At 38.9% G+C, this 26,353-nt stretch carries 8 protein-coding genes; all 8 read left to right on the forward strand.

What is annotated here, in order from left to right; genetic code table 11:
* Positions 1–1,774: non-ribosomal peptide synthetase (locus ACLFKQ_RS27685; RefSeq protein ID WP_449002869.1), on the forward strand; the 1,774-nt coding region annotated here is incomplete at its 5' end.
* Position 1,775: 1 nt separating this feature from the next.
* Positions 1,776–6,491, forward strand: a complete 4,716-nt coding sequence (locus tag ACLFKQ_RS27690) for a beta-ketoacyl synthase N-terminal-like domain-containing protein (protein ID WP_449002870.1) — start codon at positions 1,776–1,778, stop codon at positions 6,489–6,491.
* A 109-nt stretch (positions 6,492–6,600) separates the two neighbouring features.
* Positions 6,601–7,668 (forward strand): LLM class flavin-dependent oxidoreductase, encoded by a 1,068-nt coding sequence (locus ACLFKQ_RS27695; RefSeq protein WP_449002871.1) that lies wholly within the window; start codon positions 6,601–6,603, stop codon positions 7,666–7,668.
* A 158-nt stretch (positions 7,669–7,826) separates the two neighbouring features.
* The gene (locus tag ACLFKQ_RS27700) at positions 7,827–16,103 is read left to right on the forward strand and encodes an amino acid adenylation domain-containing protein (RefSeq protein WP_449002872.1); all 8,277 of its coding nucleotides are present in this window, start codon (positions 7,827–7,829) and stop codon (positions 16,101–16,103) included.
* Between the two features lie 183 nt (positions 16,104–16,286).
* Positions 16,287–20,999 (forward strand): beta-ketoacyl synthase N-terminal-like domain-containing protein, encoded by a 4,713-nt coding sequence (locus tag ACLFKQ_RS27705; protein WP_449002873.1) that lies wholly within the window; start codon positions 16,287–16,289, stop codon positions 20,997–20,999.
* A gap of 109 nt (positions 21,000–21,108) precedes the next feature.
* A complete protein-coding gene (locus tag ACLFKQ_RS27710) occupies positions 21,109–22,176 on the forward strand; it encodes an LLM class flavin-dependent oxidoreductase (protein WP_449002871.1) in 1,068 nt (355 codons plus the stop codon).
* Positions 22,177–22,229: 53 nt separating this feature from the next.
* The gene (locus tag ACLFKQ_RS27715; protein WP_449002874.1) at positions 22,230–25,526 is read left to right on the forward strand and encodes a non-ribosomal peptide synthetase; all 3,297 of its coding nucleotides are present in this window, start codon (positions 22,230–22,232) and stop codon (positions 25,524–25,526) included.
* Positions 25,527–25,696: 170 nt separating this feature from the next.
* Positions 25,697–26,032 (forward strand): hypothetical protein, encoded by a 336-nt coding sequence (locus ACLFKQ_RS27720; RefSeq protein WP_449002875.1) that lies wholly within the window; start codon positions 25,697–25,699, stop codon positions 26,030–26,032.
* The last annotated feature ends 321 nt before the right edge of the window (positions 26,033–26,353 follow it).

The following is a 26,353-nucleotide window of genomic DNA, read 5'->3' on the forward strand; positions in this document are numbered from 1 at the left end:
TGAGCAGCTAACCTATGCACAATTAAATGCGAGAGCCAATCAACTGGCACATTATCTTCAGCAGTTAGGAGTCAAACCAGAAGTTAAGGTCGGAATTTGTGTCGAACGCTCTTTTGAGATGGTCATCGGACTGCTAGCCATTCTCAAAGCAGGTGGTGCTTATATTCCTTTAGATCCTAGTTATCCCGCAGAACGCACTGCATTTATCTTAGAACAAACTCAAGCCTCAGTATTACTGACTCTAACTTCATTAGTGGCGGAAATACCGCAACATCAAGCTCAAGTAGTTTGTTTAGATAGTGATTGGCAGAAGATTTCTCAACCAAGCCAGAATAATTTATTTTCTCAAGTCACTCCTGACAACCTTGCTTACGTTATCTATACCTCTGGTTCTACTGGCAAACCCAAAGGTGTAATGATTAAACACGCTAGCACTGTAGCAATGTTGAATTGGGCAAACAAAACCTTCAACATTGAAGCAAAGGCAGGAGTTTTGGCATCCACTTCGATTTGCTTTGATCTCTCAGTTTTTGAGCTGTTTGTACCTCTAAGTTGTGGAGGCAAAGCCATTTTAATTGAAAATGCTCTTCTCTTACCGACTTTGCCAACGACTTCAGAAGTAACTTTAATTAATACTGTTCCTAGTATCATTTCCCAGTTACTTGAAAATGACAGTATTCCCATTTCAGTCAAAACGGTAAATATAGCAGGAGAACCGCTTCAAAATCATCTGGTACAACAACTTTACCAGCAAGATAACATTCAACAGGTATTTAATCTGTATGGTCCTTCTGAAGATACGACTTATTCAACTTATTCCTGGATACAAAAGGGTGATAACAACAAACCACCCATTGGTAGTCCAATTGACAATACCCAAATTTATTTACTAGACCGAAATATACAGCCAGTTCCTGTAGGTGTAGCAGGGATGTTGTATATTAATGGTTCAGGTTTGGCTCGTGGTTATCTCAATCGACCTAAAATTACCGCCGATAAATTTATTCCCAACCCCTTCGCTGACTTACCAGGAAAAAGGTTGTATAAGACAGGAGACTTGGCACGCTATTTACCCAGTGGAGAAATAGAATACATTGGTCGCATTGATAACCAAGTAAAAGTCAGAGGATTCCGCATCGAACTGGGAGAAATTGAAGCACAAATAACTCAACACTCAGCCGTTCGGGAATCTGTGGTTGTGGTTAGAGAAGATATACCTGAAGAGAAAAGATTAATAGCCTATGTAGTTTCTGAACAGGAATCAACTCCTAAAGCTAGCGAATTGAGGAGCTTGTTATCAGAAAAACTACCTAACTATATGATACCTTCTGTTTTTATACCAATGATGACGCTACCATTAACACCTAATGGTAAAGTTGACCGTAAAGCTCTACCCGCACCAGACGGTTCTTATTTAAAGCTTGAGACAGCTTATATTAAACCAAGCAGCAATCTAGAAAAATCTATTGCCAATATTTGGCAGCAAGTTCTTAAGCTAGAAAAGGTTGGCATTCATGATAACTTCTTTGAGCTTGGCGCACATTCATTATTGTTAGTTCGGGTTCATAGCCAACTACATGAAATATTTCAAACAAACTTATCAGTACTAGATCTATTTAGATATCCAACTATCAGTTCTTTAGCTGAGTTTATCAATCGAGCAAATAACAATAAATCATCTTATTCCGAGCGAGCTGAAGCACGAACTCAACAGCTAAATGATGGCAAAGCTCGAATCAAACAATTTTTAAAAATGAGCAAGAGAGTTAAATAAAATGAATGATTCAGTATCTTTCGAGCGAACTGGTTTAGAAATAGCCATTATTGGCATGGTAGGGCGTTTTCCTGGTGCCAAAAATATTGAGGAGTTTTGGCGCAACTTGCAAGATGGTGTAGAGTCAATAACGTCCTTTACAGATGAAGAACTCAAATCTTCAGGAATAGATATTGATACCCTCAATAATCCTAATTATGTAAAAGCAGGGGCTATATTGGAAAACGTAGAATTATTTGATGCTTCATTCTTTGGTTTTAATCCCAGGGAAGCAGAAACTCTCGATCCTCAACAACGCCTTTTCTTGGAGTGTGCTTGGTCAGCCTTAGAAAATTCGGGTTACGATCCTGAGCAGTACAAAGGCTTGATTGGGGTCTATGCTGGAGCAGGTATGAACAGTTATATGTACAATCTGTACTCTAATCGAGGCATTAGAAACTCTGTTGATGATTATCAACTTTTTATTGCAAGTGATAAAGATTTTTTAACCACGCGGGTTTCTTACAAATTAGACATTGAAGGACCGTCTGTTGGAATTCAAACCGCTTGCTCGACTTCCTTGGTTGCAGTTCATTTAGCGTGTAGAAGTTTGTTGGGTGGTGAATGCGATATTGCTCTAGCTGGCGGTGTTTCAGTCAGTTCCTCCTCAGAGAAAGCAGGATATTTATATAAAGAAGGAGCAATTTTATCGCCCGATGGACACTGCCGTGCCTTTGATGCTAAGGCACAGGGAACTGTCGGTGGCAATGGCGTAGGTATTGTTGTGTTGAAGCGATTAGAAGAGGCGATCGCCGATGGCGATACCATTCATGCTGTTATCAAGGGGTCGGCTATTAATAATGATGGCGCTCTAAAAGTCAGCTACACAGCACCCCGTATCGATACTCAAGCAAAAGTAATTAAAAATGCTCAAACGCTCGCTGAAGTTGACCCAGAGACAATCTCATATATTGAAGCCCATGGAACGGGAACTTCTTTGGGTGATCCTATTGAAATCGCAGCACTAACTCAAGCTTTTAATGCAGATTCGCAAAACAAAAATTACTACGCTATTGGCTCAGTAAAAACGAATATTGGGCATTTGAACACCGCTGCTGGTGTTACGGGTCTAATCAAAACAGTCCTAGCCCTCAAACACCAACAAATACCGCCCAGCTTACATTTTGAGCAGCCCAATCCTCAGATTGACTTTGATAACAGTCCCTTCTACGTCAATACTCAACTTTCCCCGTGGGAGAAAAACGGCACTCCTCGTCGCGCTGGCGTTAGTTCTTTTGGCATTGGTGGCACCAATGCTCACGTAATTTTAGAAGAAGCTCCATTAAGTCAACCCTCTAGTTCGTCTCGTCCCTGGCAGTTATTATTGCTTTCTGCCAAAACCGAGTCGGCATTAGAAACTGCGACCAAAAATCTAGTTACTCATCTCAAGCAGCATTTAGACTTAAATTTAGCTGATGTTGCATATACCCTACAGGTTGGTCGTCGAGCTTTTGACCATCGTCGAATGCTTTTATGTCAGAATTCTGAAGATGCGATTTCAGTCCTAGAAAATCTAGACCCACAGAGAACATTTACCCATTTTCAAGAACCGTGCAATCGTCAGGTTACGTTCATGTTCCCTGGACAAGGTTCGCAGTACGTCAATATGGGTAAAGAATTATATGACACTGAATCAGCATTCAAAAACCATATAGATGAGTGCTGTGAAATACTTGAACCTCATCTCGAGCTTGACTTACGTACCATTTTATACCCCGATGACGAACATACAGAAGTTGCGACACAGCAACTGCAACAAACTCAAATAACTCAGCCTGCACTGTTTACTATAGAATATGCTTTAGCTCAGTTATGGATCTCATGGGGTATATCTCCCGTAGCAGCGATCGGTCATAGCATCGGGGAATATGTAGCTGCTTGCTTGGCTGGTGTTTTTTCACTAGAAGATGCTTTAAAGCTAGTGGCTATTCGTGGACGGCTGATGCAGCAACTGCCAAAAGGTGCGATGCTTTCCGTCGCACTTACCGAAGAGGCAATACAATCTTATCTAAACGAGGAGCTTTCTCTAGCTGTAACTAACGCACCGACAAACTGCGTCGTATCGGGTACAGAATCGGCAATAGAGGAATTACAACAAGAACTAGAACGTTCGGATGTAAATTGCAGACGTTTGCATACTTCCCATGCTTTTCATTCGGCGATGATGGATTCTATCTTGGAAGTATTTAAGGAAGAAGTTGAAAAAGTTAATCTAAATCCTCCCGAACTTCCTTTTATCTCTAACCTTACGGGAACCTGGATTACGACATCTGAAGCAACCGCTCCTGACTATTGGACAAAACATTTACGGCATACAGTGCGCTTTAATACGGGTATTGCTGAGTTAATCGAAGATTCAGAACGAGTATTATTAGAAGTAGGTCCAGGTAGAACCTTAAATACACTTGCCAAACAACAGACAAAAGATTCAATTATTTTAAGTTCCATGCGCCATCCGAAAGACGAACAGTCGGATGTGGTATTTTTACTGAATACTTTGGGGAGACTTTGGTTAGTAGGAGCGCAAGTAAATTGGGACAGTTTTTATGCAGAAGAACAACGACAACGTATTCCTTTGCCTACGTATCCCTTTGAACGCCAGCGTTATTGGATTGAGCCACAATCAGAAGATACCCTAGTTAAAACGACTTCAAAACCATTAACTAGAAAACCAAATATTGCTGATTGGTTTTATCTTCCTAGCTGGAAGCAAATTAACTTACTCGAACCCTTTGAAGCAAACAAAACAGAAGAGTCGCAACTGTGTTATCTAGTTTTTGTAGATTCATGTGATGTTGGGTTACAAATTGCTCGACAATTAGAACAAAAAGGTCGGGAAGTTATTACCGTAACTGCGGGAGAGAAATTTATCCAATTGAGCGATCGCGCTTATGCGATCGCTCCAGAACGAGAAGATGACTATCATCTTTTATTTCAAACATTAAGCGAAATAGATAAAGTACCACAAACTATTGCCCATTTTTGGAGTGTTACAACCCATATCCAAGCCTTAAATCAAAATACTGATTCTGAAGAGATACAATCGGTAATATCAAACTTCAAACAGTATCAAAATACTGGCTTTTACAGTACGCTATTCATCGCTAAAGCATTATCCAAACGAAATATCACCAACCCTCTGGAACTAATAGTCGTTACCAACAACGTTCACGATGCAAATGGAGAAGAAGAATTAATTCCCGAAAAAGGAACAGTTTTAGGAACGTGTAAAGTAATTCCCCAAGAGTATCCTAATCTTACTTGCCGAAACATTGATATCATTGTTTCTCAATCAAAGAATTCTCTGGAAACACAAGCGATCGATCAAATAATGGCAGAGCTAACAACTCAGCCATCTGACTTAGTTGTTGCCTATCGTGGTAGTCGTCGATGGGTACAAACCACTGAGCCAAAGCAATTAAAACCAGTTGAAGAAGCAACTAGACTTAAAAAAGAAGGAATTTATTTAATTGCAGGAAATTTGATCAGTAGTCTCGGTTTAGTTTTTGCAGAACACTTAGCTCAGTCATTACAAGCCAAGCTCATTTTTATTGGCAATACAGGGCTTCCTCAACGGTCTGAATGGTCTCAATGGCTAACAAATCATGCCGAACAAGATACTGTCAGTCAGTATATCAAGAAGCTGCTTGCCATAGAAGAGTCAGGCAGCGAGTTACTCATGATTGAAGCTGACCCTGCAAATCTCGAACAAATGCAGACAGGACTCGATCGAGCTTACAAATCTTTTGATAGGATTGACGGGGTATTTTATATCACACCTATGAGTGATGAAAAGTCGAGTTTCTCAATTCAAGAAATTGGTCGAGAAGAGAGCGAGTATCAATTTAACTCCAAAGTTTATGGACTTTATGTACTAGAAAAACTTTTACAAGACAAGAAATTAGATTTTTGTCTATTGCAGTCTTCTTTTTCATCTATTGTAGGAGGTCTTGGTCTGGTTGCTTATTCAGCAGCTAATCTGTTTATCGATCGCTTTCTTGTTAAGATAAATCAAAAAAGTAATGTTCCATGGTTTGGTATCAACTGGGATGCGGTAAGATACCAGCAAGAAGAAACAGAGAAGAATGCGCTCGGAAAAATAATAGCTAGCTTAGCAATGACTCCCAATGAGGTATGGGACGTATGTCAGCGTGTTTTAGCAACAGCTTCAGCAAATCAATTTATCATTTCGCCAGGAGATTTACAAGCTAGAATTAGCACCTGGCTCGAGCGCACGCCTTCACACGAGAGCAATAATTCTCAAAAAGATTTACTTTCGCAACACTCCAGACCGAATTTACAAACAGCTTACATAGCTCCTAGCAACGAAATCGAACAAAAAATAGCAGAAATCTGGCAAGAAATTCTTGGTATCGAACAGATTGGTGTTAACGATAATTTCTTTGAACTGGGAGGACACTCCTTGCTAGCTGTTCAAGTCACCTCCCGTTTGCGGAAGATTTTTGAAGTAGAATTACCTCTTCAAGCTATTCTTTTTGATGCTCCTACTGTAGCGGGAATTGCTAACGTAATTGCCAACAAGCAAATAAATAAAGAAGATGAAGAAATGCAAGAAACTGCTGCTTTATTAGAAGAAGTTAGAAATCTCTCATCAGAAGAAATTCAACAAGAACTAGCAACAGATTCTGAGTCGTTACAAGAAGGTACTACAAGTTGAAATAATTTTATTAGTTACCGAATTTTGCTAGTAGTGTTAACTGTTTATAAATTATTCAAATCACATTGCAAACTGAGTGATTTTTCCTTACAAATTATGGAGTTAAGACATGGAATTTAGTCTATTTTATTTTTCAGGAAATGGTTCGAGAAACAACGCAGATAAGTACAATTTATTGATAGAGAGTGCCAAATTTGCCGACCGAAATAATTTTTCAGCTATTTGGACTCCAGAAAGACACTTTCACCCGTTTGGAGGACTTTATCCCAACCCATCCTTGACTTCTATGGCATTGGCTATGATTACCAACCGAGTTCAACTACGGGCTGGTAGTGTTGTGATGCCACTTCATAACCCCGCACGAGTAGCTGAAGAATGGTCTATGGTTGACAATTTTTCTAATGGCAGAGTAGGTCTTGCTTTTGCATCAGGTTGGACGATAGATGACTTTGTACTTTCTCGCCAAAGCCATGCCAACCGCAAAGAAACCATGTGGCAGGGAATTGAGGAAGTTCAACAGCTTTGGCAAGGGCAAGAGATAGAACTCAAAGATGCTACTGGCAGAGCTTTTAACATTAGAACTTTTCCCCGACCGATACAATCGAAATTACCAACTTGGATTGTCTGTCAGTCTTCAGCAACCTATATCGAAGCTGGTAAACTTGGTGCTAATGTTCTGACTTCTCTACTGGGAGGAACTCTAGAAGAAGTTGCTCCACAAATATCCCTGTACCGCAAATCTTTAGAACAAAATGGTTACGATTCCAAAGTAGGAAAAGTAGCAATAATGATACACACATTCGTAGGAGAAAATTATGATGCGACGAAAGAAGCAGCGAGACAACCCTTTTATAACTATCTGAAAACCCATATTAATTTATTGGAAAGTTTAGCAAAAGATGCTGGAGTCGAAGTAGATTTAGAGAAATTTACCGAAGCAGATCTCAATAGTCTGTTACAGTTTGCCTATGAAGGCTGGCTAAATGGGAGAACCTTAATCGGATCCCAAAAAACATGTATGCAAATGGTCGAGCGTTTGAAAAAAGCTGGTGTCGATGAAGTGGCTTGCTTAATTGACTTTAATGATAATTTTGATGCTGTAATGGCAAGTTTACCTCATCTTAAAGACTTAAAAAATATGTGTAATCTAAAAAAAGAAGCAGCATTTTCGAGCTAAGTAGTTGCACAAAATTAAATTCCCGTTTGAGATCGGGAAAAGGTAAAAGGAGAAGGGGAAACGGGAAATCCCAATGTGTAATTAATTATGTTTAGGCACTTAGTTGCGATCGATCGAATTGTTTAATTTTAAATTTTAGTCGTTGTAGATATATTCTCATGGATAATTTTTCCGAACAGATAGCTGCTTTGTCTCCAGAGCAACGGATGATATTTGAGAAGCGTCGTAAGCAAAACAGAGTGAGTAAAGTAAGAACCCAAGAAATATCTGAAATAAAAATTACCAAAAGACAAGATTATTCCGAACTACCTTTATCTTTTGCCCAACAAAGACTATGGTTTTTTCAGCAATTGAACCCCGACAACAGTGCATACAATGTTTTCAATGCTTTGCGTCTTGAAGGTCAAATAAACATAGCACTGTTAGAAAAGGTATTTACTGAAATTGTCAGGAGACATGAAAGTTTACGAACAACTTTTACTACCAATTCGCAGGGACTACCGATTCAGATAATTGCTCCAAGTCAGCCATTTAAAATATTAATCGAAGATTTGCAAGGCGTTCCCGAACAAGAGAAAGAGGTTCAAAGGTTGGCTATTGAAGAAGCTCAAAAACCTTTTGACCTTACTAAACCATTATTAAGAATAACTCTTTTAAAGTTGGCAGAAACAGATCGTGTGCTGTTATTAACAATGCATCACATTATATCTGACCGTTGGTCTTTGGGTATATTTGTTCGAGAAATGAAAGTCCTTTACGAGGCTCTCTCAAAGCAATCTGGCTTTTACGAAAAATCTAGGCAAACATCACTTCCCGAACTACCAATTCAATATGCAGACTGGGCAGTCTGGCAACGACAGTATCTACAAGGAAAAGTATTGGAAGTTCAGACCAATTATTGGAAAAACCAGCTTGCTAATCTTCCTATTTTAAAACTTCCTACCGACCGACCTCGACCAGCTATTGCAACCTATAGAGGAGCCAAACAGTCTTTTGAATTATCTAAGACTCTCTCAGATGCCCTTAAAAGTTTAAGTGTAAATAAAGGGGTGACTTTATTTACCTTATTATTAACTGCATTTAAAGTTTTACTACATAAGTACACTAACCAAGACGATCTTGTAGTTGGAACCAGTATTGCTAACCGCAATCGAGTTGAAACTGAAGGATTAATTGGTTTTTTAGTTAACACTTTTGTACTTCATACTGATTTATCTGGAAATCCTACTTTTACTCAGTTGCTAAATCGAGTACGTGAAACCACTCTCAAGGCTTATGAACATCAAGATTTGCCATTCGATAAGCTGGTAGATATTTTGAAACCAGAGCGAGACCTTAGTGAATTGGTACCACTATTTCAGGTCAAATTCGATTTGCAACTAGCACATGTCGAACCAGTAGAGTTTTCAGATTTAACTGTGAGTCCCTTAAGCTTTGATAACGGTACCGCAAAGTATGAGCTGCGTTTTAACCTATCGGAAAGCGACAAAGGAATATCAGGATTAGTAGAATATAGTATTGATATTTTCGATAATAGTACTATTGCTCGCATGGTAGAACATTATCGAAATTTACTCGAAGCAATTGTAGCAAATCCCCAACAGCGTTTATCCGAGTTATCATTATTAACTGAATCAGAGCAACAACAGTTATTAGTCGAGTGGAATGATACAGATGCAGAATATCCTCAAGACCAGTGCATCCATCAACTATTTGAAGCACAAGTAGAAAAAACCCCCGATGCAATAGCAGTGGTCTTTGAAGAAGAAGCACTAACTTACTCAAAATTAAATGCTAGAGCCAATCAACTAGCACATTATCTTCAACAATTAGGAGTCAAATCAAAGATTAGAGTCGGAATTTGTGTCGAGCGCTCAATGGAGATGGTTATCGGACTATTAGCAATTCTTAAGTTAGGTAGCGCATATGTACCTTTAGAGCCTAGCTATCCTCAAGAACGCTTGAGTTATATGTTAGAAGACTCGCAACCAGGCATATTGCTAACACAAAAAAACTTGTTAGAAAATCTACCAAACCACAAAATTCGAGTAATTTGCATCGATAGTGACTGGGAGAAAATCGCCTTAGAAAGCGTAGCAAATCCTACATTCAATCTCAAAATAGATAACCTTGCTTACATAATTTACACTTCTGGTTCTACAGGCAAACCTAAAGGAGTTGCTGTAGAGCATCAACAACTTTTCAATTATATAAATGCTATTGAAGACAGATTGAACCTTTCAGTATCTACTAGATTTGCTATAGTTTCTACATTTGCTGCTGACTTGGGCAATACTGTTATCTTTCCTTCTCTATGTAATGGTGGATGCCTCCATGTTGTGTCATCAGAATATGCTTCCGACCCTGAGATTTTAGCAGACTATTTTCATCGTCATTCCATAGACTGTCTAAAGATTGTCCCTTCTCACCTAAGTGCCTTATTAACATCTTCTCATGCCGAAAAAATCTTACCTAAAAGGCGACTAATTCTTGGTGGTGAAGCATGCCCTTGGAAATTGATCGAACAAATACAGAAGTTAGCTCCTAAATGCTCTATTTTTAACCACTACGGACCAACAGAAGCTACTGTAGGTGTACTAACTTATCCAATTAAGCTCGATCAAACTATTAATTGTTCGGGGACTGTTCCTTTGGGTCGCCCAATTGCTAATACTCAAATTTATATTCTGGATTCTTTTCTACAACCAGTTCCTATTGGCGTACCTGGAGAATTACACATTGGAGGTGCAGGTGTAGCTAGATGTTACTTAAATCAAGCTGACCTTACAAATGAAAAATTTATTTCTAATCCCTTTGTAGATACAGAAGAGATCGATTTTGGTCAACGCCTTTACAAAACAGGTGATTTAGCTCGCTACTTACCTGACGGTAACATTGAATTAATTGGACGGATTGATAACCAAGTCAAGTTACGTGGTTTTCGGATTGAACTAGGTGAAATTGAAGCAGCGATCGCTCGACATCCAGCAGTACGAGAAACTGTAGTGGTAGTTCAAGAAGAATCAGCAGATTCTAGAAATTTAGTAGCCTATGTAGTAGCTCAAAATGAACAAACACCGACCATTTCTGAACTGCGTAGCTTTTTAGAGTCTAAGTTACCCAGCTACATGGTGCCAGCAGCTTTTGTCACCTTAGAAACATTACCGCTGACTCCCAATGGTAAAGTTGACCGCAAAGCACTACCTGCACCAAGTATATTGAGAACTGAAGCTGATTTTGTTCCTGCATCGACACCAATTGAGAATTTGCTAGCGGGCATTTGGGCAGAAATCCTTAATCTAGAAAAAGTAGGCATTAATCATAATTTCTTTGAGTTAGGAGGACATTCCCTGATTGCCACTCGCGTCATATCTCAAATTCGACAAGTATTTGAAACAGAACTGCCATTACGCAGTTTATTTGAACGCCCTACTATCGCAGGGCTAGCCCAAGAAATTGAACAAGCGATTAAAAGCGATTCAGGCATTAAAGTAACAAAGATCGAGCCAATTTCACGGACAGAAAAACTGCCTTTATCTTTTGCTCAGCAGAGACTGTGGTTTTTAGCTCAACTAGAGCCAGATAGCCCATTCTATAATAGACCTGCTGCGGTACGCCTCCAAGGACAACTCAACCTAAACGCACTAGAGCAAAGCTTCAATCGTATCGTTGCTCGCCATGAAACACTGCGAACTAGCTTCCAAACTACTGAAGGAGAAGCAAGAGCGGTTATTGACTCAGTTGAGACTTTCACCATTCCCTTAATCGACCTAAGTAGTTTAGCAGCATCAGAAAAACCAACACAAATCCAACAGCAGATTGAAACTGAAGCACGACATCCATTTGACATCAGCAGCGAGCGATTAATCAGAATCAAATTTCTCCGACTAGAGGCTCAAGAGCATATCGTACTACTGAGTATGCATCACATTATCTCCGATGGTTGGTCAATAGGTGTCTTAGTAAGAGAACTAGCCAGTCTCTATCGAGCCTTCAGTCAAGGACAACCCTCACCACTATCAGAACTACCAATACAGTATGTAGACTTTGCCGCCTGGCAGCGACAATGGCTACAAGGAGAAGTACTCGAAACTCAAAAAGCTTATTGGCTCAAACAGTTAGAAAACGCGCCAAAAGTTCTAGAACTACCGACAGACCACCCTCGACCAGCAGTGCAAACCTTTAGGGGTGCTAAATACTCGTTTAACTTATCTCCAGAATTATCCACGGCATTAAATAAATTAAGCCAGCAGCAAGGAAGTACTTTATTTATGACTCTGTTGGCAGGATTCCAAACACTGCTATGGCGTTATACCGCTCAATCAGATATCGTCGTCGGTTCCCCCATTGCCAATCGTAATCGAGCTGAAATAGAAGGCTTGATTGGATTTTTCGTTAACACTCTGGTGTTGCGAACTAACTTAGCTGGAAATCCTAGTTTTATCGAACTACTCCAGCGAGTGAGAGAAACTACACTAGGAGCATATGCCCATCAAGATTTGCCTTTTGAATTGCTCGTCGAACAACTACAGCCAGAGCGGGATTTAAGTCATACACCACTGTTCCAGGTGATGTTTATACTTCAAAACGCTCCCATGTCCGAGTTAGAGTTACCTGGATTGACTTTGACACCAGTAAAGAGTGAGAGTGAAACTGCCAAGTTCGATCTGAGCTTGTACATGAGCGAAACCGAGTCTGGGTTAAAAGGCAATTTTGAATACAATACGGATTTGTTCGAGCGAGCAACTATCGCGCGGATGGTCGGACATCTAGAGACATTGCTCGAAGCAATTGTGGCTAATCCACAGCAGCATTTATCAGATTTACCATTATTGAACGAATCCGAACAGCAGCAGTTGTTAGTCGAGTGGAATGATACAAAAATTGATTACCCTCAAGACCAGTGTATCCACAAACTATTTGAAGCTCAGGTAGAAAAAACACCAGATGCTATTGCAGTAGGTTTTAAAAATGAGCAGCTAACCTATGCACAATTAAATGCGAGAGCCAATCAACTGGCACATTATTTACAATCACTCGAAGTTGGATCGGGAGTGCTAGTAGGAATCTGTATCGAACCATCTATGGAGCAAGTGTTGAGCTTGCTAGCTGTTCTTAAAACCAATGGCGTATATGTACCGTTAGATCCAAACTATCCACAAGAACGACTGACGTTTATGCTGTCAGATTCTAATGTACGTATCTTGATAACTCAGCAGTCTCTGACCGAAAAGCTTTCTGTTCAAGAGGCTCATATCGTCTGTCTGGATAAAGATACCATTGCCAAACAAAGCGTTGCTAATTTAGATTGTCAAACAACATTAGACGATTTAGCATATGCCATCTATACATCGGGTTCTACTGGAAGACCAAAAGCCGTTCTCGGCAAAATTCGCGGCATTATCAATCGCCTGAATTGGATCTGGTCAACGCTACCATTTGCTGCGGATGAAGTTGCCGTTCAGAAAACATCAATCAACTTTGTCGATCATATTGCAGAAATATTTTCTCCATTGTTAAAAGGCGTTCCTCTGGTAATCGTTCCTGACGATATACGGAGCGACATTCCCCAGTTAATGAGCTTGTTAAGTGATAAAGGAATAACCAGAATTGTTTTGGTTCCATCATTACTAAAAGCAATGCTCGACAGTGCGCCCCAACAACTGTCACAACTTCGAGGTCTTAAATACGTCTTTTGTAGTGGTGAAGCCCTGCTATTATCATTAGCTGAGGAATTTCACCAGAAATTGAGTTCTGCCAGATTGTTCAATCTCTATGGCTCTTCAGAAGTTGCTGCTGATGTTACCTGTTTTGAGGTTAACTTTTGGGAAACACGCCAAAGAATACTGCAATACTTTAAACCAGAAGTTGTTCGTGATGCTTCTGAAGAGGATGTTCCTGAAGTTCACCAGAAACTTTTTACCAAGCCAGGTGTAAGTTCAGAAATGCTAGCTACAAAATTCCAACGGAGTGAGTTACCTTTACATCCGCTAACAGTTGACGATTACTACGATCGGTTTAATCAAGAGGTACTTCCATATGCTGTTGATACTGGTTCTCCTACATATATTGGGCATATGACATCTGCTCTGCCCGATTTTATGCACGATATGAGCAAGATGATCTCGCGCTTGAACCAAAATCTAGTCAAAATCGAGACTTCAAAGTCTTTGATATTTTTGGAACGAGAAGCGCTCGCTATGTTGCATCGTCTGGTATATGGATTTAAGAGCGAATTTTATGCGGAGAATATTCAGCAGAAAAATCGCAATCTGGGTATCGTAACAACTGGCGGTACAACGGCAAACATTAGTGCGCTGCTATGTGCGCGAAATTCAGGATTGTTAAGTAAAGAAAATTCTTGGGAATTATCAAAAGAAAGCCTTTACAAGATTCTGAGTAAGAAGGGATATGACGATATCGTTATCATCGGCTCTCGGCTAATGCATTATTCCTTTAATAAAGCAGCTTCAATGTTAGGTCTGGGTACAAATAACATTGTTTTTATTGACAGTGCTGATGACGATAAGTTAGATCTCGATCTACTCAAAGAAAAAATCTGCGAATGTAGGAAAAACAAGCTATACATCCTTAGTCTTGTGGGCATTGCTGGAACAACCGAAACTGGTGAAATCGATCCTTTATCTGAAATGGGGGATATCGCGCAGGAATTCGGTATTCATTTTCATGTCGATGGTGCTTGGGGTGGTGCAACTATGTTTTCCGACAAACATAAAGGAAAATTGAAAGGGATCGACAAAGCTGATTCGATAACTATTTGTGGTCATAAACAGCTATACCTACCTCAGGGGATCAGTGTTTGTCTGTTTAAAGATCCGCAGATGCTAAATTTTGTCGCCACCACAGCCCGTTACCAAGCTCAGAAGGATACATTTGATGTAGGACGATTCACGATTGAGGGTTCGCGCTCGGCGCTTTCGTTATGCTTACACGGGGCACTTCATATTATCGGTAAAAGAGGATATGAAATTCTAATAGATAATAGTATAGAAAAAGCCCAATATTTTTCCAGGCTTATTGAGCTATTAGAACCATTTGAGCTTTTAATGAAACCAGCGTTGAATATTGTCAATTATCGATATATTCCTGAAGATTTAAGAGCAAAAACACGACAAAAATCCTTGAGTGAGAATGATATCCAAAGAATAAATCAACTCAATACTCAGATACAAAAAGAACAATTTGAAGAAGGACTGACCTTTGTATCAAAGACTACTATTGTTGACAAGAACTACGAACAAGAAATAGTTGTATTTCGGACTGTTTTGTCCAACCCCAATACAACTACTACGGATCTACAAAGTGTTTTAGAGGATCAACTAAGACTTGCCAATCAAATTGAAGCAAAAAGCATACCAAGAATTAGTTCTGGTGATACAGAAGTTGCTGTAGTTCATAAAGAAGCAATACATTTGCGTTTGAAGGAAGATTCAGCACCAGATTTGCAAGAATATTTGCAGAAAAATACAATTCCAATTGGAAAACCGATTGACAACACGCAAATTTATATCTTGGACAAACATGGTAGTCTTCTTCCGCCAGGGGTCACGGGCGAGCTATATGTAGGGGGAGATGGACTAGCACAAGGATATTTAAATATGCCAGAGCTAACTCAAGAAAAGTTCATTCCCAATCCGTTTAATAATGGGAAAAATAACACAGCAGAAGCTCAAAGATTATATCGAACGGGAGATTTAGCCCGCTGGCTGCCAGATGGCAATATTGAATTTGTCGGACGTATTGACTATCAAGTGAAGATTCGCGGATTTCGCATTGAACTGGGAGAAATTGAAGCATTTATCAGTCAACATCCAGCAGTGCGAGAAGCTGTGGTATTAGTCAGGGAAGAAGCTAGTACTGATTCTAAGCGTTTGGTTACTTATGTAGTTTCTCAAAAAGAGCAAGCACTAACAATTACCGAACTACGGGAGTTTTTAGCGTCGAAGTTACCAAATTACATGATTCCAAATGCTTTGGTCACATTAAAGGTACTACCATTAACACCTAATGGCAAAGTTGACCGCAAAGCACTACCAATACCCAAACAAGTACGCCCCGAACTGGAAGCGGTTTATCTACCACCTCAAACTGAGGTAGAAAAAACTATCGCCAATATTTGGCAGGAATTTCTTCGTCTTGAAGAAATTGGTATTCATGATAATTTCTTTGAACTAGGTGGTCATTCATTGCTTTTGGTTCAAGTTTATAGTAAGTTGCAAAAAATATTTCAGCAACTTTCATTAGTCGATCTTTTTCAATATCCAACCATCAACTATTTAGCCAAATATTTAACTCAGTCACAAGATAAACAAGAATTTGTTCGAGAAAATACTCGTCAAAACAAAAGTCGCACAGCTTCAATAAATCGACGAAAACAAGCTCGGCAAAATTTCCGAACTGCAAAACATAAATAAACAGGACTTACGCACAGGCTATATGTTTAAGTAATTACGAGCGAAATGAAATAATCGCCAATCTTTGTTTTCATCACGAGTACCCAAGTCTTAATAAAGAATAAAGGGTATTCGGTCATATTATCAAATGCGCTGATTCTAGACTAGAAAAGCTCAAACAAACTTCACAAAAAGGAACTGTAAATGGAAAAGGAAAATAGTTTAATTAATAGCTTTAATGACAAAGATGAAATTGCTATTATCGGTATAGCAGGTCGTTTTCCCGATGCTAATGATATCGATATTTTTTGGCGAAACCTACAAAATGGAGTAGAATCTGTTCGCTTTTTTTCTGATGAAGAATTAGCATCTACAGGAGTAGATTCGCCACTATTGAACGACCCTCAATATGTAAAAGCAGGTACTACATTAAAAGATATAGAGCTATTTGATGCTTCATTTTTTGGCTTCACTCCCAGAGATGCAGAAATTACAGACCCGCAACACCGTATTTTCATAGAATGCGTTTGGGAAGCTCTAGAAAATGCTGGTTATGATTCGGAGACTTACACTGGTCAAATAGGTGTTTTTGCTGGTACTTCTGTCAGTAATTATTTATTATCAAATTTATATCCTAATCATGATTTTATAAAATCGGTCGATACTTTCCCAATTTTTATTGGCAATGATAAAGACCATTTACCCACACAAATTTCTTATAAGTTAAATCTTAAAGGACCAAGTGTAAATGTTCAGACCACATGTTCTACATCATTAGTTGCAGTCCACTTAGCCTGTCAAAGTTTATTAAATGGGGAAAGCGATATTACACTTGCGGGTGGTGTTTCGATACAAGTTCCACAAAAAACTGGTTATTTGTATACTGAAGGAGGGATTAATTCTCCTGACGGACATTGCCGTGCCTTTGATGCTCAAGCTCAAGGAACTATTTTCGGTAGCGGTTTGGGCGTTGTGGTCTTGAAGCGATTAGAGGAGGCTGTTGCTGATGGTGACTGTATTCATGCGGTAATCAAAGCTTCAGCTATCAATAATGATGGTTCTTTGAAGGTTGGATACACGGCTCCCAGTGTTGATGGTCAAAGAGAGGTGATTTTAGAAGCACTAGCTTTGGCTGAAGTTGAACCAGAAACCATTAATTACATCGAAACACATGGAACAGGAACCCCTTTAGGAGACCCGATTGAAATCACGGCTCTTACACAAGCGTTCCGTACGATTACAAATAAAAAAGGCTTTTGCGCTATTGGCTCAGTAAAAACGAATATTGGGCATTTGAACACCGCTGCTGGTGTTACGGGTCTAATCAAAACAGTCCTAGCCCTCAAACACCAACAAATACCGCCCAGCTTACATTTTGAGCAGCCCAATCCTCAGATTGACTTTGATAACAGTCCCTTCTACGTCAATACTCAACTTTCCCCGTGGGAGAAAAACGGCACTCCTCGTCGCGCTGGCGTTAGTTCTTTTGGCATTGGTGGCACCAATGCTCACGTAATTTTAGAAGAAGCTCCATTAAGTCAACCCTCTAGTTCGTCTCGTCCCTGGCAGTTATTATTGCTTTCTGCCAAAACCGAGTCGGCATTAGAAACTGCGACCAAAAATCTAGTTACTCATCTCAAGCAGCATTTAGACTTAAATTTAGCTGATGTTGCATATACCCTACAGGTTGGTCGTCGAGCTTTTGACCATCGTCGAATGCTTTTATGTCAGAATTCTGAAGATGCGATTTCAGTCCTAGAAAATCTAGACCCACAGAGAACATTTACCCATTTTCAAGAACCGTGCAATCGTCAGGTTACGTTCATGTTCCCTGGACAAGGTTCGCAGTACGTCAATATGGGTAAAGAATTATATGACACTGAATCAGCATTCAAAAACCATATAGATGAGTGCTGTGAAATACTTGAACCTCATCTCGAGCTTGACTTACGTACCATTTTATACCCCGATGACGAACATACAGAAGTTGCGACACAGCAACTGCAACAAACTCAAATAACTCAGCCTGCACTGTTTACTATAGAATATGCTTTAGCTCAGTTATGGATCTCATGGGGTATATCTCCCGTAGCAGCGATCGGTCATAGCATCGGGGAATATGTAGCTGCTTGCTTGGCTGGTGTTTTTTCACTAGAAGATGCTTTAAAGCTAGTGGCTATTCGTGGACGGCTGATGCAGCAACTGCCAAAAGGTGCGATGCTTTCCGTCGCACTTACCGAAGAGGCAATACAATCTTATCTAAACGAGGAGCTTTCTCTAGCTGTAACTAACGCACCGACAAACTGCGTCGTATCGGGTACAGAATCGGCAATAGAGGAATTACAACAAGAACTAGAACGTTCGGATGTAAATTGCAGACGTTTGCATACTTCCCATGCTTTTCATTCGGCGATGATGGATTCTATCTTGGAAGTATTTAAGGAAGAAGTTGAAAAAGTTAATCTAAATCCTCCCGAACTTCCTTTTATCTCTAACCTTACGGGAACCTGGATTACGACATCTGAAGCAACCGCTCCTGACTATTGGACAAAACATTTACGGCATACAGTGCGCTTTAATACGGGTATTGCTGAGTTAATCGAAGATTCAGAACGAGTATTATTAGAAGTAGGTCCAGGTAGAACCTTAAATACACTTGCCAAACAACAGACAAAAGATTCAATTATTTTAAGTTCCATGCGCCATCCGAAAGACGAACAGTCGGATGTGGTATTTTTACTGAATACTTTGGGGAGACTTTGGTTAGTAGGAGCGCAAGTAAATTGGGACAGTTTTTATGCAGAAGAACAACGACAACGTATTCCTTTGCCTACGTATCCCTTTGAACGCCAGCGTTATTGGATTGAGCCACAATCAGAAGATACCCTAGTTAAAACGACTTCAAAACCATTAACTAGAAAACCAAATATTGCTGATTGGTTTTATCTTCCTGTTTGGGAAAGAGATCTAACATTTGAAAATATTAACAATGAGACAACGCAAAAATATTGCTGGTTAATTTTTGTCGATCGTTGTGGTTTGGGTTCTGAAATTGCCAAACAATTAGAACGAGAAGGTCAAAATTTTATTACTGTAACCCGAGGAAAAAAGTTTACTAGACTGAACGAGAGTTCTACAGAAGGATTTTGGCAAGGCGCATATGCTATTAATCCAGAAAATAAAGATGACTATGATGCTTTGGTCCAAGAACTCGATCGACAGAGTTTAATTCCCGACCGAATTTTTCATATGTGGGGAATTACATCAAATTCTCAACAGCAGAGCAATAAAGCCTCAGAAATTTCGCAGTTTGAGAATCATCAGCCTTTAGGATTCTACAGTCTGCTATTCCTGACACAAGCAATACAAAAGCACAACATTACTACTCCTATTCAAATCGCGGTCGTCACCAACAATATGCAAGATGTGGTTGGTAATGAAAAAATTTATCCAGAAAAAGCACCTGTACTAGGATCCTGTAAGGTTATTTCCCAGGAGTATCCCAATCTCACTTGCCGTGCTATTGATGTTGTCATTCCTCAATTAGAAACAAAGCAAGTAGATAAATTAGTAAATAAATTGATAACAGAAGCAAAAATTTCGCCAAACAATTCAGTTATTGCTTATCGTGGAGGTAATCGATGGAAGCAAACATTTAAAGCCGTTGAGTTGGATGAAACGATTCAAGAGAAAACCAGATTAAGGCAAGAAGGGGTATATTTAATAGCGGGAGATTTAATAGATGGTCTAGGTTTACTTTTTGCCGAATATTTAGTTCAATCAATACAAGCTAAATTAGTCTTAATCGGAAATTCCAATCTACCTGAAAGGGAAGAATGGCAACAATGGCTAACAAATCACGATGAAGAAGATAGTGTTAGTTTTAGAATTAGAAAAATACAAGCTTTAGAGAAATTAGGTGTAGAATTTCTGATAATTAGGGCTGACTTAGCTAATGAAGACAAAATGTTGGCAGCAATAAACCAAGCATATAAACATTTTAGTGTAATTAATGGAGTATTTTCTGTACCAGAAATTACTGCTAAGTCAGGTATTTTAGCCCAAGATATATGTCAAGCTGACTGTGAGTTACAATTTAGATCGAAAGTATCGGAACTATTAGTATTAGACAAAGTTTTACAAGGGAAAGAAATTGATTTTTGTCTCGTACAATCCTCATTATCGACGATTTTGGGAGGATTAGGTCTAGTTGCTTATTCAGCAGCCTACCATTTTATCGATACCTTTGTTCTTCAACGAAACCAAAGCAGCTCTTTTCCTTGGTTTACTGTCAATCGACAAGCTTTCCACTCGACTTCGGAGAAAAAAAATTCATCAACAGAATTGGCAATGTCGCCTCAAGAAGTTTGGAAATCCTTTAAGCTAGTTTTATCTATGAGTTCAATAGGACAGGTGGTTGTCTCGACAGGAGATTTACAAACTAGGCTGGTGCAAGCATTAAGAAATAAATTTGTTCGAGAGCAAGTTAATCTCGATGTACGAGCAGATTCTTTAAAGTCCCATTCCCGACCTAGTTTACAAACAGCTTACATAGCTCCTAGCAACGAAATCGAACAAAAAATAGCAGAAATCTGGCAAGAAATTCTTGGTATCGAACAGATTGGTGTTAACGATAATTTCTTTGAACTGGGAGGACACTCCTTGCTAGCTGTTCAAGTCACCTCCCGTTTGCGGAAGATTTTTGAAGTAGAATTACCTCTTCAAGCTATTCTTTTTGATGCTCCTACTGTAGCGGGAATTGCTAACGTAATTGCCAACAAGCAAATAAATAAAGAAGATGAAGAAATGCAAGAAACTGCTGCTTTATTAGAAGAAGTTAGAAATCTCTCATCAGAAGAAATTCAACAAGAACTAGCAACAGATTCTGAGTCGTTACAAGAAGGTACTACAAGTTGAAATAATTTTATTAGTTACCGAATTTTGCTAGTAGTGTTAACTGTTTATAAATTATTCAAATCACATTGCAAACTGAGTGATTTTTCCTTACAAATTATGGAGTTAAGACATGGAATTTAGTCTATTTTATTTTTCAGGAAATGGTTCGAGAAACAACGCAGATAAGTACAATTTATTGATAGAGAGTGCCAAATTTGCCGACCGAAATAATTTTTCAGCTATTTGGACTCCAGAAAGACACTTTCACCCGTTTGGAGGACTTTATCCCAACCCATCCTTGACTTCTATGGCATTGGCTATGATTACCAACCGAGTTCAACTACGGGCTGGTAGTGTTGTGATGCCACTTCATAACCCCGCACGAGTAGCTGAAGAATGGTCTATGGTTGACAATTTTTCTAATGGCAGAGTAGGTCTTGCTTTTGCATCAGGTTGGACGATAGATGACTTTGTACTTTCTCGCCAAAGCCATGCCAACCGCAAAGAAACCATGTGGCAGGGAATTGAGGAAGTTCAACAGCTTTGGCAAGGGCAAGAGATAGAACTCAAAGATGCTACTGGCAGAGCTTTTAACATTAGAACTTTTCCCCGACCGATACAATCGAAATTACCAACTTGGATTGTCTGTCAGTCTTCAGCAACCTATATCGAAGCTGGTAAACTTGGTGCTAATGTTCTGACTTCTCTACTGGGAGGAACTCTAGAAGAAGTTGCTCCACAAATATCCCTGTACCGCAAATCTTTAGAACAAAATGGTTACGATTCCAAAGTAGGAAAAGTAGCAATAATGATACACACATTCGTAGGAGAAAATTATGATGCGACGAAAGAAGCAGCGAGACAACCCTTTTATAACTATCTGAAAACCCATATTAATTTATTGGAAAGTTTAGCAAAAGATGCTGGAGTCGAAGTAGATTTAGAGAAATTTACCGAAGCAGATCTCAATAGTCTGTTACAGTTTGCCTATGAAGGCTGGCTAAATGGGAGAACCTTAATCGGATCCCAAAAAACATGTATGCAAATGGTCGAGCGTTTGAAAAAAGCTGGTGTCGATGAAGTGGCTTGCTTAATTGACTTTAATGATAATTTTGATGCTGTAATGGCAAGTTTACCTCATCTTAAAGACTTAAAAAATATGTGTAATCTAAAAAAAGAAGCAGCATTTTCGAGCTAGTTGTTATCAATCAAATTGTTTAATTAATTTTTAGTTGTTGTAGATACATTCTCATGAATAATTTTTCCGAACAAATAGCTGCCTTGTCTCCAGAACAGCGGATGATATTTGAAAAGCGTCGTAAGCAAAAAAGATTAAATAAGGTAAAAATACAAGAAACATCTAAAGTAGAAATTACCAAAAGAAAGGATTTTTCTGGAATATTTTTATCTTTTGCTCAACAAAGATTATGGTTTTTCCAGCAGTTAAACCCTGACAACCTTGCCTATAATCTTATCAATGCTTTACGTTTTGAAGGTAATCTGAATATAGTGTTATTAGAAAAAGTATTTACTGAAATTGTCAGGAGACATGAAAGTTTACGAACAACTTTTACTACTAATTCAGAGGGATTACCAATTCAGGTAATTGCTCCAAGTCAGCCATTTAAAATATCCATCGAAGACTTGCAAGACTTTCCCGACCGAGATAAGAAACTTCAAAAATTGGCTATTAATGAAGCTCAAAAACCATTTGACCTTACCAAACCTCCATTGCGGATAACTCTTTTCAAGTTGACACAAACAGATTATGTGTTGTTATTAACAATGCATCACATTATATCCGATCGTTGGTCTTTGGGTATATTTGTTCGAGAAATGAAAGTACTTTATGAAGCTTTTTTAAACCAATCTATCTCCTACGAAAAACCTAGGCAAACACCACTGCCTAAATTACCAATTCAATATGCAGACTGGGCAGTCTGGCAACGACAGTATCTACAAGGAAAAGTATTGGAAGTTCAGACAAATTACTGGAAGAAGCAGCTTGCTAACCTTCCTATCTTAAAACTTCCTACCGATAGACTTCGACCAGCTATTGCAACATATAGAGGAGCGAGACAATCCTTTGAATTAACTAAAACTTTATTAGATTCCCTTAAAACTTTAAGTATAAAAGAAGGTGTTACTTTATTTACGTTATTACTAACAGTATTTAAAGTTTTACTATATAAGTATACCGATCAAGATGATGTTGTAGTTGGAAGCGATATTGCTAACCGTAATCGAGTAGAAACAGAAGGATTAATTGGTTTTCTAATTAACACTTTGGTTCTACGTACTGACTTATCTGAAAATCCAACTTTTGACCAATTACTAAGTCGAGTACGTCAAGTAAATCTTGAGGCTCGTGAGAATCAAGACTTATCATTTTATCAGCTGGTAGAGATTCTGAACCCAGAGCGAGATCTCAGCGAAATGGTACCACTATTTCAGGTCAAATTCGATCTGCAAATAGCACGAGTAGAACCATTAGAGCTTTCTAATTTAACCACTAGTAGCTTTATTTTGAATAAAGATACGACAAGGTTTGAGTTGCGATATAACCTATCAGAAACAGATCGAGGACTAAAAGTATTAGTAGAATATAGCACTGATATTTTCGATACTAGCACTATCATTAGAATGATAGGACATTATCGGAATTTGTTAGAGAGGGTTGTTGCTAATCCACAACAGCGTTTGTCAGATTTGTCATTACTAACTGAACCTGAACGACAGCAGTTGTTAGTTGAGTGGAATGATACAAAAGTTGAATACCCACAAGATAAGTACATTCATCAATTATTTGAATTGCAAGTAGAAAAAACTCCTGATGCAGTAGCAGTCGTTTTTGAAGAGGAAGCACTAACCTATCAACAGTTGAACCAAAGAGCCAATCAACTGGCGCATTATCTTCAAACATTGGGAGTCCAACCAGAAGTATTAGTAGGAATTTGTGTCGAACGCTCCGTGGAAATGGTTATCGGACTGCTAGCCATCCTTAAAGCAGGTGGGGCATATGTGCCAATCGACCCCAACTATCCCCAACAACGCCTGAATTATATGTTAGAAGTCTCTCAACCAGGAGTTCTGTTGATACAACGACATTTGTTAGAAAGTCTACCAGATTGCCAAGCACAAGTAGTTTGTCTCGATACGGACTGGGAACAAATTAGTGATAACGCCATAGAAAATCTTGCGTCCCATATCACAACCGATAACCTGGCATATGTTATCTACACCTCTGGTTCTACGGGTAAGCCCAAAGGTGCAATGAATACCCATCAAGGTATTTTAAATCGCTTACTGTGGATGCAAGATGCCTACCAATTAAATACCACAGATACTGTTTTACAAAAAACTTCCTTCAGTTCTGATGTATCTGTGTGGGAATTATTCTGGACATTGATGACGGGTGCGCGTTTGGTAGTCGCTCAACTAGAAAGACATCAAGATCCTAATTACCTAATCAATTTAATTTTGCACCAGCAAGTAACGACTTTACATTTTGTCCCGTCAATGTTGCAGATGTTTTTGGAGGCAGAAAGTGTAGAACAATGTCAATCTATTAAGCGAGTAATTGCTAGTGGGGAGGTGTTACCTGCCCAACTACAACAACAGTTTTTTGAACGGCTTGATGCTCAACTGTATAATCATTATGGACCAACAGAAGCAGCAACCGATGTCACTTATTGGCATTGTCAACCAGATAGTAACTTAACTAAAGTTCCTATTGGTCGTCCTATCGCCAATACACAGATATATATCTTAAATAGAGATTTACAGCCCGTTCCGATTGGAGTACCTGGAGAGTTATATATCGGTGGTGTAGGTTTGGCTAGAGGGTATTTAAATCGTCCCGAATTAACTCAAGAAAAGTTTATTGCCAATCCGTTTAAGAAAGAAACGCGACTATACAAAACAGGCGATTTGGCTCGTTATCACACTAATGGCGCAATTGAATATTTAGGCAGAATCGACCATCAAGTTAAAATCAGAGGCTTTCGCATCGAGTTAGAAGAAATTAAGGTGATTATAGCAAGTCACTCCTTAGTTAAAGATTGTGTCGTTATTCCTCATGAGGATATAACTGGGGAAAAAAGATTAGTTGCTTATTACGTTGTTAGAGAACAATTAGATATCAATCAACTGTGCAAATATCTTAAACCAAAATTACCAGAATATATGATTCCTTCTGCATGGATGGAATTAGAAATATTTCCTCTCACTCCTAATGGCAAATGCGATTACAAGGCATTACCTGTTCCAGATTGGACTAAGAATATCACAAGAAAAAGCTATATCGCGCCTCGTATTCCCACAGAAAAAATCCTAGCTAATATCTGGCAACAAGTGCTAGAGCTAGAACGAGTAGGAATTCACGATAACTTCTTTGAATTGGGAGGAAATTCACTCTTAGCCACACAAGTTGTTTATCGAGTCAATCATACTCTAAAAGTAAATTTAATGTTACGCAGCCTGTTAGAATTTCCAACTGTGGCAGAGTTAGCTGCTAGGATTGAAAAATTAAATGATCCTATCAAATAAATCGATCGCCAAGAAATGTTATCTCAGAAAGACCATTTTTTATCTCGATCTTTCTTATTTAGTACCAATTCAGCCTCACGATACCAAACCACTTTTATTGTACTTCCTTCAAAAACCCGAAATAAACTTAATCATCGATTAAACACGAACACATTAAAGGAGTTGTAATCATGGCAACAATGGGAAAATACTGCAAAGCTTATCCAATTCAACAACTACGTCAATTCAACAATTGGACTGAAAATCAAGAAAATACTAGAAAAGAGAAACAAGAAATTGATGGCAAGGAAGTAGAACATAATCGAGTTTTGACAGATGACGATTTTCTTGTAGATAAAGAAAATTACGTAGTTACAGATGGCATATATAAAGATGAAAATATTATTTTCGATACCGTAACGCCTGAATGGAAAGATTTTTGTACCAACACCCTTTCATTTGAGATCCCTAATTATGAATCTACTGAAGTAAAAACATCAACTAGTTCGGAAAAAGTAGATTCTTAAATAATTAACGTCGCTTCGCTCCTGAAGGCAGAAGTTGTATGGCAGAGGGCAGAAGATTAGGCTAACTTCTACCTTCATACCTTTGGTATAAGTACCCTTCTTCTTTAAGGAGGATGAGGAAAAGTGCGGGGTTTAAATCCCCTTCTTAACCAACGTGAGTTCGGCAGAAGCTTAAAGCCTTATTCTTTCGTAAGCTGAAACCATCATTGTTTAGTTACGAGACTAATAATTTCTGTTTTTATCGAACTCACGTTAACCAGTAAACTTCCGCCATCTGCCGTCTGCCATCTGCGTTCTTTTAATTGCTACCACTATCGAAAG

The organism is Myxosarcina sp. GI1(2024), from assembly GCF_053543375.1.

Coding starts and splice junctions, on each gene's coding strand:
- ACLFKQ_RS27690 (WP_449002870.1), top strand. CDS start 1,776: ATGAATGATTCAGTATCTTTCGAGCGAACTGGTTTAGAAATAGCCATT.
- ACLFKQ_RS27695 (WP_449002871.1), top strand. CDS start 6,601: ATGGAATTTAGTCTATTTTATTTTTCAGGAAATGGTTCGAGAAACAAC.
- ACLFKQ_RS27700 (WP_449002872.1), top strand. CDS start 7,827: ATGGATAATTTTTCCGAACAGATAGCTGCTTTGTCTCCAGAGCAACGG.
- ACLFKQ_RS27705 (WP_449002873.1), top strand. CDS start 16,287: ATGGAAAAGGAAAATAGTTTAATTAATAGCTTTAATGACAAAGATGAA.
- ACLFKQ_RS27710 (WP_449002871.1), top strand. CDS start 21,109: ATGGAATTTAGTCTATTTTATTTTTCAGGAAATGGTTCGAGAAACAAC.
- ACLFKQ_RS27715 (WP_449002874.1), top strand. CDS start 22,230: ATGAATAATTTTTCCGAACAAATAGCTGCCTTGTCTCCAGAACAGCGG.
- ACLFKQ_RS27720 (WP_449002875.1), top strand. CDS start 25,697: ATGGCAACAATGGGAAAATACTGCAAAGCTTATCCAATTCAACAACTA.